Raw genomic sequence first — 10,618 nt, 5'->3', positions numbered from 1 at the left:
CGAGAAAGGTCAGAAAGTGATCAACGCCATCGATACCCTGCAAGCCTGGGTGATGCGTCTGGTGCGTCTGGTGATGAAGCTGACCCCGTATGGCGTGCTGGCACTGATGACCAAAGTGGTCGCTGGTTCCAACCTGCAGGACATCATCAAACTCGGCAGTTTTGTGGTGGTGTCGTACCTCGGCCTGGGTCTGATGTTTGTGGTGCATGGCCTGCTGGTATCGGCCGCCGGGATTAACCCGCTGCGGTTCTTCCGCAAGATCTGGCCGGTGCTGACCTTTGCCTTCACCAGCCGCTCGAGCGCGGCGAGCATTCCGTTAAGCATCGAAGCGCAGACCCGTCGTCTGGGCATTCCGCCATCGGTCGCCAGTTTCGCTGCTTCGTTCGGTGCAACCATCGGCCAGAACGGCTGTGCAGGTCTGTACCCGGCGATGTTGGCGGTGATGGTGGCGCCGACTGTCGGCATCAATCCGCTGGACCCGCTGTGGATCGCGACGCTGGTGGCGATTGTGACCCTGAGCTCGGCCGGCGTGGCCGGTGTCGGTGGTGGCGCAACGTTTGCGGCACTGATCGTGCTGCCGGCGATGGGCTTGCCGGTTTCGCTGGTGGCGCTGCTGATTTCGGTTGAGCCGCTGATCGACATGGGTCGTACGGCGCTGAACGTGAGTGGTTCGATCACGGCGGGTGCGATTACCAGCCAGGTGATGCAACAGACCGATAAAGCGCTGCTGGATGCCGATGAGCATGCGGAGTTGGCGCAGGCTTGATCAGCGCCTGACAGACCGCTATCGCTGGCAAGCCAGCTCCCACAGGATCTATGGTGTTCACACAATTTGTGATTCACCTTGGACACTGTGGGAGCTGGCTCCCACAGGAATCTATGGTGTTCACGCAATTTGTGATTCACCTTGGACACTGTGGGAGCTGGCTTGCCAGCGATGCTTTTTAAGCTTTTTCCCAGACTTCGAAGTTGTACGCGGGTTTGTCACCCTCGGCCGGATTCGGCACATTCGACACCAGTTTCCACTGGTTCAGATCGAACTCCGGAAACCACGCATCACCCTCCGGGCTCAGCGCAACGCGGGTCAGGTACAACCGGTCAGCCTGCGCCAATCCCTGCGCATACAACTGCGCGCCACCAATCAGCATCAACTCATCGACGCCCTGCGCTTTCGCCCATTCTTCGGCGCGAACCACCGCAGCTTCCAGCGACGGATAAACCTCCGCACCTTCCAGCAACAGACCGGCCTGACGGCTGACCACGATGTTCAAACGCCCTGGCAGCGGACGACCGAGCGAATCCCAGGTCTTGCGACCCATGATGATCGGCTTGCCCAAGGTCGTGGCCTTGAAGTATTTGAAGTCCCCCGGCAGGTGCCAGGGCATGCTGTTATCGATGCCGATCACGCGGTTTTCACCGAGGGCTGCGATCAGGCTGAGGGGGAATGATTTAGTCATGTCGGCGAGGATACCAGAGCCGCGCTTACCCCGATAAGCGCCACAGCGGTTATGCTCACGGCTCAATTAAGCGACGGGATGCCGCGTGACTGAACTGACTCCACTGCAAAACCTCTGGCTCACCGAAACCATTCGCCTGCGCGAAGAACACGCCGGCACTCTGGATGATCTGGAAGCCAATCGACTGGCCCGCACGGCTGGCGGCGATCTGCCGAGCCGTATTCAGCGGCGTGCGCTGTGGCTGGCCGACCGCGACGGCTTGCGCGCGGCACTCACCCACTGGCTGCAAGGCGCCCGTCTGGCGCTGGTGTTGCTGATGATTCTGGCCGTGTTGAGCGGCGCCGGTCTGGCGTTCGCCGCACTCGGTCAGACGCCGGTCAATGTGTTCTGGGCCTTGGGCAGTCTGCTCGGGCTGAACCTGATCCTGCTGTTGAGCTGGGCGCTGGGATTGATCTTCGCCGGTGAGCACGGCGCCACCCTCGGTCGCTTATGGATATGGCTCAGCGAAAAGCTCGCCCGCGACGCTAAAGCCGCGCAATTGGCGCCGGCCCTGCTGCTGATGCTGCAACGCAAGAAACTCAATCGTTGGGCGCTCGGCACTCTGGTCAACGGCCTGTGGCTATTGGCGATGCTCAGCGCCCTCGTCCTGTTGCTGACGCTGATGGCGACCAGACGCTATGGCTTCGTCTGGGAAACCACGATTCTCAGCGCCGACACCTTCATCAACGTCACTCAAACCCTCGGCGCCCTGCCAGCGCTGCTTGGTTTCAACGTACCGACTGAAGCGATGATCCGCGCCAGCGGCGATGGCGCGCTGGACATCGAAAGCGCCCGTCAGGCCTGGGCGACATGGCTGGTCGGGGTGCTGGTGGTTTACGGCGTACTGCCGCGCCTGCTGCTGGCACTGTTTTGTTTCTGGCGCTGGAATAGCGGCAAAGCTGCGCTGCGTCTGGATCTGAATCTGCCCGGCTACGCGCAATTGCGCGAACGTCTGATGCCGACCAGCGAACGCCTCGGCATCAACGATGCTGCACCTGCGCAATTGCATCGGGTCGAAAGCGGTGTCAGCGAACATTCCAGCGACGGCGCGCTGTTGGTGGCGATCGAACTCGACGACCAGCGTCCATGGCCGCCAGCACTGCCGAAAACCGTGAGCAACGCCGGAATCCTCGACAGCCGCGAGTCCCGGCACAAACTGCTCGAACAGCTGAGCCGCTTCCCGCCGGCGCGTCTGTTGATTGCCTGCGATCCACGCCGTTCGCCGGATCGCGGCAGCCTCGCGTTGATCGCCGAACTGGCGCGCAATGCTGCTGCCACCCGGGTCTGGCTGCTGCAAGCACCGCCCGGCGAAGCACTGGACGCGGCACGTCTCGGCGACTGGCATTCAGCACTGCAACAGCTGGAATTGCCGTTCGCCGATTGTGCCCCGATGAACTGGCTGGAGAGCGGTCATGACTGATGCCCGGAAAGCCCCGCTGAAACTGGCGGTGGTCGGCCACACCAACGTCGGCAAGACCTCGTTGCTGCGCACCCTGACCCGTGACGTCGGGTTCGGCGAAGTCTCGCATCGCCCGAGCACCACGCGGCATGTCGAGGGCGCGCGGTTGTCGGTGGACGGCGAGCCGCTGCTCGAACTCTATGACACGCCGGGGCTGGAAGATGCCATCGCCCTGCTGGATTTTCTTGAACGTCTGGAACGCCCCGGCGAACGCCTCGACGGCCCGGCGCGACTGGCACGGTTTCTCGATGGCAGCGAGGCGCGCCAGCGCTTTGAACAGGAAGCCAAGGTATTGCGGCAACTGCTTGCCTCCGACGCCGGACTCTATGTGATCGACGCCCGCGAGCCAGTGTTGGCCAAGTACCGCGACGAACTGGAGGTGCTCGCCAGTTGCGGCAAACCGCTGCTGCCGGTACTGAATTTCGTCAGCAGCGCCAACCACCGCGAGCCGGATTGGCGTGAAGCGCTGGCACGTCTTGGCCTGCATGCCTTGGTGCGTTTCGACAGCGTCGCGCCGCCGGAGGATGGCGAGCGCCGGTTGTACGAAAGCCTTGCGCTGTTGTTGGAAAATGCTCGCCCTCAGTTGGAGCGGTTGATCGCCGACCAACAGGCTCAGCGCCTTGCGCGCCAGCAAAGTGCGGCACGGTTGATTGCCGAATTGCTGATCGATTGCGCGGCTTGCCGTCGCAGTGTGGTCAGCAACGCCGAGCAGGAACAACAAGCGATCAGTGAACTGCGCAAAGCCGTGCGCCAGCGTGAACAACGCTGCGTCGAGGCGCTGCTCAAGCTGTATGCGTTTCGTCCACAAGATGCGGCGGCCAGTGATTTGCCGCTGCTTGATGGACGCTGGGGTGATGATCTGTTCAATCCGGAAACCCTCAAGCAACTTGGCGTGCGGGTCGGCGGCGGAATTGCGGCCGGTGCGGCGGCCGGGGCTGGCGTGGATTTGCTGGTCGGCGGTTTGACCCTCGGCGCTGCCGCACTGGCCGGAGCGATTGCCGGTGGAGCGCTGCAAACGGCGCGCAGTTATGGCAGCCGTTTGCTGGGCAAGATCAAAGGCCAGCGTGAATTGACCGTCGATGACAGCGTGTTGCGCCTGTTGGCGTTGCGTCAGCGGCAGTTGCTGCAGGCACTGGAAGCTCGCGGACATGCGGCGATGGAGAGCATTCAGGTCGCCACGCCGCAAGACAAGACCTGGCGCGAAGGCAAGTTACCGGAAGCGCTGAACAAGGCCCGGGCGTATCCGCAGTGGTCATCGCTGAACCCGCATCCGAAGCTGAATCAGGCCGAGCGGCAGGAGCAGATTGAGTCCCTGGCCGAGGATTTGTAGCGCCTGAGCCGGCCCTATCGCTAGCAGGCTAGCTCCCACAGGGGATCTATGTCATCCATAAGTCCAATGTGGCAGCTAGCTCCCACAGGGGGTCCATGTCATCCATAAGTCTAATGTGGCAGCTAGCTCCCACAGGGGATCTATGTCATCCATAAGTCTAATGTGGCAGCCAGCTCCCACAGGGGGTCCATGTCATCCATAAGTCCAATGTGGCAGCCAGCTCCCACAGGGGATTCATGTCATCCATAAGTCCAATGTGGCAGCCAGCTCCCACAGGGGATTCATGTCATCCATAAGTCCAATGTGGCAGCCAGCTCCCACAGGGGATTCATGTCATCCATAAGTCCAATGTGGGAGCTAGCCTGCTAGCGATGGCAGCAACTCGATCCCAAGGTTTAAGCAGCCAGGAGCCGCGCCGCTTTCTCTTTCAATACCCGCAGATCAATCACCGGCACCGCCATTTCCTTGGCCAACTCATCCCACTGCCGCATGCGCAGACTGACCGCACACAAAGGGTCCTGCTCGAACGCATCCGCCTCAGCCTCAGTCATCACCCCGCCCTGATACTCCAGCGTCCTGCGGCTCGCTTCGCTCAGCCGAGCAAAATACCCCGCCTCCCTCAGCGTCAGATATCGCTTGGCCTGCACGTGATATTCCACCAACCGCGCCATGCGCTCGCTGAACCCGGCCTCGCGCAGATAATCCGCGCCCAGCCGTTCATGGCTGACCACGCCATAGCCGCCCATGTTTTCCGCGCCTTCGGCACACAAGTGACCGATGTCGTGGAAGAACGCCGCCAGCACCACTTCGTCGTCAAAGCCTTCGGCCATCGCCAGTTCGGCAGCCTGAGACATGTGCTCGATCTGCGACACCGGCTCGCCGATGTAATCGCTGGTGCCAAAACGCTCGTACAAGCCAAATACCTTGGCGACGGTTTGCTCGTGAGCTGCCATTAAATTTCTCCCAGCAAAGCTGCGATGTTGCGCTCGGCCATCGCCGGGCCGACGCTCATGCCGACGCCGGTGTGCATCAGCGCCACACTCAACCCCGGTGCCGGACGCAGGAACGAAAACGGCCCCGGCCCCCGGGAACCATAGACGCCCTGCCAGCGCTCGACCACCTGCACCTTGCAGCCCAAAGTCTGCTCGGCCAGTTCGAGCATCCAGTCATCCACTTGCTCGGCGTTAAACGGCGACGGATCGCTGCCGTAATGGTGCGAGTCACCGATGATCAGTTCGCCGTAGGGCGTCGGGCTGATCAGCAAGTGAATGCCGTTGTCGTGCAGATGCGGTTGCTCGCGGAGGATCTGCGCCTGCACCGCTGCGGCTTCCGGTAAATCAGCGAAGGCGCCGTAATGCACGCAACTCAAACCGGTGAGCAACGCGTGTTGCAGATTGAGATCGATCTGCGGGCGGGCGCGGAGCATTTGCAGGCGGCAGATTTGCGGGTCGAGCGCGGCAATCGGCTCGGCCAGCAGCGTCTGATAATCATGGCCGGAACAGACGATGATCTGCTCCGCCGTGAAGGTCCCGGCAGTGCTATGCAAGCGGCCCGGTTCAACGTCGCGCACCAGCGTCGAGAAGTGAAACTCGACGCCGAGGTCGCGGCGCAAATAGGCGATCAGCGCCGGAATCGCTTCCCGCGAGTACAACTGTTGATCGTCCATGCCGTGCAACGCGGCGCGGTGATGGCTGAACTGGCCGTGGTAGAGATCGCGTAATGCGGCGCCACGCAGCAAGTCCACGCGATAGTCGTGCTCCACGGCGCGACCGGCGCAGAAGGCTTCGAGCAGATGCTCTTCGGCCTCGGTGCGGGCGAACAGATATGAGCCGTTGCGCTTAATCTGCAAACCGGCGAGTTGCGCCCAGTCACCCCAGATTTCGCGGCTGGCCTTGGCCAGTTCGAGCATCGGCCCCGGCGGTTGACCGGTAACCAGCGCCTGGCCGAAGTTGCGCACCGACGCGCCCAACGGCGTGGCAGTGCGTTCGAAAACCGTGACCTTGAGACCGCGCTTGGCGGCAGCATAGGCGTGGGACAGGCCGAGAATGCCGGCGCCTACAATCAGCAAGTCGTTGTGTTGGGTCATTTAGAGGTGCTCTGAATGAGAGACCGCTTTCGCTGGCAAGCCAGCTCCCACAGGGTTTCATGGTGAACACAAATTCTGTGAACACCCTAAAGCCTGAGGGCTTTGTGATGGGCGCACACTTTGTGAACACCTCAAAAACCTGTGGGAGCTGGCTTGCCAGCGAAGAGGCCCTGTCAGTCGATAAAGATCTTACTTGGCAACCACTTTCTCGGACTTGCCGTCATAACGCTTGCGCCATTCGGTCAGGATTTCGTCGCGATTCTTCGAGGCCCAGGCAAAGTCGTTCTTGATCAGACGCTGCTCGTAATCCGCTGGCAATTCAGTCTGCGGCTTGGCGATCCCCGGCTGCGCGAGGACAGCAAAGTTCTCTTTGTAGAGATCCATCGCTGCAGAACTCGCGGAGAAGTCCGCCAGTTTCTTCGCCGCCTCTTCATGCGGCGTGCCCTTGATCACGGCGGTCGCTTCGATCTCCCAGCCCAGACCCTCCTTCGGCAGAATGATGTCCAGCGGCGCGCCCTGACGCTTGAGCTGTACGGCTGGATATTCGAAGGAAATCCCGATCGGGAATTCGCCCGATGCCGCCAGTTTGCAAGGCTTGGAACCGGAGTGAACGTACTGGCCGATGTTCTGGTGCAGATCGTCCATGTAGGCCCAGCCCTGTTTCTCGCCGAAGGTTTGCAGCCAGGCGCTGACGTCGAGGAAACCAGTGCCGGACGAGGCCGGGTTCGGCATGACGATCTTGCCCTTGTACTCAGGTTTGGTCAGATCCTGCCAGCTCACCGGTTTGCTCAGGCCCTGCTTTTCGGCCTCGACGGTGTTGAAGCAAATGGTCGCGGCCCAGACGTCCATGCCGACCCAGGCTGGCGGGTTGGCGGCGTCGCGGTAGTTCGCGCCGATCTTGCCCAGATCCTTCGGTGCGTAGCTTTGCAGCATGCCTTGCTGATCGAGAATCGCCAGGCTCGAAGCGGCCAGCCCCCACACCGCGTCAGCCTGCGGGCGGGCCTTTTCGGCCAGCAGTTTGGCGGTGATGATCCCGGTGGAATCACGTACCCATTTGATCTCGACGTCCGGGTTGGCCTTTTCGAACGCGGCCTTGTAGGCAGTCAATTGCTCGGCTTCGAGGGCGGTGTACACCGTCAACTCGGTTTTCGCCGCGAAGGCGTTCAGGCTGAAAGTAGCGAGCACAGCAGCGGCCAGGGCCATAGGCTTGAACATGATCGGTTTCCTGTCTTTTGAGTTGAGGGGTTGGGCAAATCAGTGACCGGGCGCGGTTTGCCGCCAGGCTTGAGAACGGCGCAGCAAGCCGCGCGAAGCCCACGCCAGCAGCAAGGACACGCCCGCCGAGGTGAACAGAATCAGGGTCGACATCGCCGCCGCGCCGCCAACGTTGCCGGCGTCATCCATGTTCAGCACCGCGACTGCCGCGAGGATGGTGTCGGGGCTGTAGAGGAAGATCGCCGCGGAAACAGTGGTCATCGCCGAGACGAACAGGTAGCGCACGATGTCCAGCAGCGCCGGCAGGCAGATCGGAACGGTGACGCGCAGGTAATGCCGATACAGCGGCGCCTTGAGCGACAGCGCAGCGGCTTCGAATTCGGCGTCGAGCTGACGCAGCGCGGTGGTCGCGGTCATTTGTGCGGTGGTCAGATAGTGCGCAATGGTGCAGACGATCAGCAGCGTCATCGTCCCGTAGAGCACGTGCAGCGGATTGCCGGTGAGGTTGAAGAAGAAAACGTAACCCAGACCGAGCACCAGCCCCGGCACCGCCATCGGCACAAAACTGAGCATGCGCAGCGCCAGATTGAGGCCGCGCTGGCCACGGGTTTTCTCCATCAGATAGGCGCCGGTGAAGATCAGCACGCTGCCGATCAGCGCCGTGCCCAACGCCATTTTCAGGCTGTTGCTATAGGCCAGCCAGCCACCGCCAGCGGTTTCGTTGAACTGATAGTGATTGAGCGACAGCGACAGGTTGTACGGCCAGAATTTCACCAAAGACGAGAACACCGCCATGCCGAACACCAGCAGCAACGCCGCGCTGATCAGCAATACGATGGCCAGATAACAGGCGTCACGATGTTTCGACGGCGCCGGTTTGAACACTTGAGCGCGGCCACTCATCGAGTCGCCATGACGCCGACGCAGCCAGGCATCGACCCCGAAACTGAACAGCGCTGGCAGCAACAGCACCATGCCGATCAACGCGCCGCGACCGAATTGTTGCTGGCCGACCACCGCTTTGTAGGCTTCCAGCGCCAGCACTTGGTAATCGCCACCGACGACGACCGGCACACCGAAATCGGTGATGGTCAGGGTGAACACCAGACAGAACGCGGCGAACACCGCTTGGCGAGTGGCCGGCCAGGTGATGCTGCGAAAGGCTTTCGCCGGACTGGCGCCCATGCTCGAAGCGGCGTCGAACAATCGCGCATCCGCCAGCGACAGCGCCGACAACAGGATCATCAGCGCATGCGGAAAGGTGTAAATCACCTCACCCAGCACGATGCCCCAGAAACCGTAGATGTTGTCCGAGAGCAACCCACGCAACATGCCCTGATTGCCGAACAGATAGACCAGTGCAATCCCCGGCAGCATCGACGGCGCCATCAGCGGCAGCAGGGAAATCCCGCGCCAGATGCCTTTGCCGGGAATCAGCGTGCGTTGCAGCGCGTAGGCAAACAGGTAGGCCAGTGGTACGACAATGGCCGCAACGCTGAGGGAAACTTTCAGGCTGTTGCCGAGCAGCCAGTGGAAATTCTCGCTGGTCACCAGCTCTTTCGCGGCAAGCAAACCACCGCCCTGACCGGCTTCACTGCTGAAACCGCGCCAGAAGATCGCCAGCAACGGCATCAGTACCGCCACGCCGAGCAACACCAACAGGAGGATTTTGCCGCCGAGCACAAAGATCCGGTCGCCGATCTCGGCACGGGAAGTCTGCTGCACGCGCTTGTGCGGTAGCGGCAGGGCGAGGTTCGCGCTCATCAGGCAAACACCTGCAAGCTGCGCGGCGGCAAGGCGACCATGATCTGCTGCGCGCCGAGGCGCGGCATGGCTTCCGGAGCGAGTTCGGCGAGCAGCGAATGGCCCGGCAGTTGATCGAGTTCGAAGCTCATGCGGCAGCGGTTGCCGAGGAAGGTGATCTCGCGCACCTTGGCCGGAAACAGATTTTCCTCATGCACCAGTGGATTGACGCTGATCGCTTCCGGGCGGCAGAACAGTCGACCCGAGGAACCGCTGACGCTGCCGTCGGCCAGACGCACATCCATCCCGCCAACCCGGGCGTGGCTGTCGCTGCTGCGCTGGAACGGCAGCCAGTTGCCCTGCCCGACGAACTCGGCCACAAACGGCGTGGCCGGGCGGTTGTAGATTTCCTGCGGCGTAGCGTACTGCTCGACCCGGCCGTTGTTCATCACGGCGATGCGGTCGGCCATCAGCATGGCCTCATCCTGATTGTGGGTGACCATCAGCGTGGTGATGCCGAGATTGCGTTGCAACTGACGCAGTTCGGTGCACAGATGCTCGCGTACCCGGGCGTCGAGGGCCGACATCGGCTCGTCGAGCAGCAACAGCGACGGTGCAGGCGCCAGGGCCCGCGCCAGTGCTACACGTTGCTGTTGGCCGCCGGACAATTGGCCGGGGTACTTTTTCTCACTGCCGATCAGGCCGACCAGTTCCAGCATCTGCCCGACTCGGCGGCGTACTTCGTCGCGACCACTGCCGGCGAGGCCGTAGGCAATGTTCGCTTCGACGGTCAGATTGGGGAACAGCGCGTAGGACTGGAACAGAATCCCGTAGTCCCGGGCTTGCGGTGCGAGGTGCGAAACGTCGCGATCGCCAAGGTACAACTCGCCGCTGTCCTGTTTTTCCAGACCGGCGATGCAGCGCAGCAGGGTGGTCTTGCCGCAACCCGACGGGCCGAGCAGACACACCAGCTCGCCGGCCTTCACATCGAGCGAGACGTTATCCAGTGCGGTGAAGGCGCCGAAGCGCTTCTGCACGCCGCGCACTTTCATCGGCGCACCGGGGTTGGTCAGGGCAGTTGCGATTGCAGGGTTCATGGACAGGCCTCATCGAGCAGATGCAGGCCATCCTAGAGTTGTAATGCGTCCGTCATGTGGCAGTAAGGCAAAAACGGCTGATAGTGGTATTCGGGGATTTTAGTTCAGAGGATGGGGTGACTGATCTGGCCTCATCGCTGGCAAGCCAGCTCCCACAGGGATCTTCAGTGAACACAGATTTGGTGAACACCA

The 10,618-nt window shown here is 61.7% G+C and carries 9 protein-coding genes; 3 read left to right on the top strand and 6 right to left on the bottom strand.

Annotated features, from left to right (window positions below; translation table 11 throughout):
* On the top strand, positions 1–766 hold a 766-nt coding region (locus ACIOZM_RS11665; protein WP_401213547.1), incomplete at its 5' end, for a cation:dicarboxylate symporter family transporter.
* Positions 767–944: 178 nt separating this feature from the next.
* Here ACIOZM_RS11665 and ACIOZM_RS11660 read toward each other — a convergent pair.
* Positions 945–1,457: a dihydrofolate reductase gene (locus tag ACIOZM_RS11660; protein WP_401213545.1), complete on the bottom strand. Its 513-nt coding sequence runs from the start codon at positions 1,455–1,457 to the stop codon at positions 945–947.
* Between the two features lie 85 nt (positions 1,458–1,542).
* Between ACIOZM_RS11660 and ACIOZM_RS11655 the strand changes: the two genes are divergently transcribed.
* Together ACIOZM_RS11655 and ACIOZM_RS11650 are read left to right on the top strand one after the other, a co-directional pair.
* Positions 1,543–2,916 carry a DUF2868 domain-containing protein gene (locus tag ACIOZM_RS11655; protein WP_401213542.1) on the top strand — a complete coding sequence of 458 codons (1,374 nt, stop codon included), beginning with the start codon at positions 1,543–1,545 and terminating at the stop codon, positions 2,914–2,916.
* Positions 2,909–4,285: a GTPase/DUF3482 domain-containing protein gene (locus ACIOZM_RS11650; RefSeq protein ID WP_401213539.1), complete on the top strand. Its 1,377-nt coding sequence runs from the start codon at positions 2,909–2,911 to the stop codon at positions 4,283–4,285. Before ACIOZM_RS11655 ends, ACIOZM_RS11650 begins: the two co-directional genes overlap by 8 nt.
* 395 nt (positions 4,286–4,680) lie before the next feature.
* Here ACIOZM_RS11650 and ACIOZM_RS11645 read toward each other — a convergent pair whose 3' ends face one another.
* The 5 genes from ACIOZM_RS11645 to ACIOZM_RS11625 form a co-directional block, all read right to left on the bottom strand.
* A complete protein-coding gene (locus tag ACIOZM_RS11645; protein WP_401213537.1) occupies positions 4,681–5,238 on the bottom strand; it encodes a phosphonate degradation HD-domain oxygenase in 558 nt (185 codons plus the stop codon).
* The gene (locus tag ACIOZM_RS11640) at positions 5,238–6,371 is read right to left on the bottom strand and encodes a TIGR03364 family FAD-dependent oxidoreductase (RefSeq protein WP_401213534.1); all 1,134 of its coding nucleotides are present in this window, start codon (positions 6,369–6,371) and stop codon (positions 5,238–5,240) included. The genes ACIOZM_RS11645 and ACIOZM_RS11640 overlap by 1 nt, the downstream gene beginning before the upstream one ends.
* A 189-nt stretch (positions 6,372–6,560) precedes the next feature.
* Positions 6,561–7,586, bottom strand: coding sequence for a putative 2-aminoethylphosphonate ABC transporter substrate-binding protein (locus tag ACIOZM_RS11635; protein ID WP_401213531.1), 1,026 nt, complete (start codon positions 7,584–7,586; stop codon positions 6,561–6,563).
* A gap of 39 nt (positions 7,587–7,625) precedes the next feature.
* Positions 7,626–9,350, bottom strand: coding sequence for a putative 2-aminoethylphosphonate ABC transporter permease subunit (locus tag ACIOZM_RS11630; RefSeq protein ID WP_401213528.1), 1,725 nt, complete (start codon positions 9,348–9,350; stop codon positions 7,626–7,628).
* Complete coding sequence (locus ACIOZM_RS11625; RefSeq protein WP_401213525.1) at positions 9,350–10,426, bottom strand: putative 2-aminoethylphosphonate ABC transporter ATP-binding protein; 1,077 nt, start codon at positions 10,424–10,426, stop codon at positions 9,350–9,352. Before ACIOZM_RS11625 ends, ACIOZM_RS11630 begins: the two co-directional genes overlap by 1 nt.
* Positions 10,427–10,618: the final 192 nt, after the last annotated feature.

Source organism: Pseudomonas sp. NPDC087346 (assembly GCF_044744235.1).
Lineage (GTDB): Bacteria > Pseudomonadota > Gammaproteobacteria > Pseudomonadales > Pseudomonadaceae > Aquipseudomonas.
This window is presented reverse-complemented; position numbering and strand designations above follow the sequence as displayed.

Bases quoted from the DNA above. Each gene is read 5' to 3' on its own strand.
- ACIOZM_RS11625 (WP_401213525.1), bottom strand. From the start codon at position 10,426: ATGAACCCTGCAATCGCAACTGCCCTGACCAACCCCGGTGCGCCGATG.
- ACIOZM_RS11645 (WP_401213537.1), bottom strand. From the start codon at position 5,238: ATGGCAGCTCACGAGCAAACCGTCGCCAAGGTATTTGGCTTGTACGAG.
- ACIOZM_RS11660 (WP_401213545.1), bottom strand. From the start codon at position 1,457: ATGACTAAATCATTCCCCCTCAGCCTGATCGCAGCCCTCGGTGAAAAC.
- ACIOZM_RS11650 (WP_401213539.1), top strand. From the start codon at position 2,909: ATGACTGATGCCCGGAAAGCCCCGCTGAAACTGGCGGTGGTCGGCCAC.
- ACIOZM_RS11635 (WP_401213531.1), bottom strand. From the start codon at position 7,586: ATGTTCAAGCCTATGGCCCTGGCCGCTGCTGTGCTCGCTACTTTCAGC.
- ACIOZM_RS11630 (WP_401213528.1), bottom strand. From the start codon at position 9,350: ATGAGCGCGAACCTCGCCCTGCCGCTACCGCACAAGCGCGTGCAGCAG.
- ACIOZM_RS11640 (WP_401213534.1), bottom strand. From the start codon at position 6,371: ATGACCCAACACAACGACTTGCTGATTGTAGGCGCCGGCATTCTCGGC.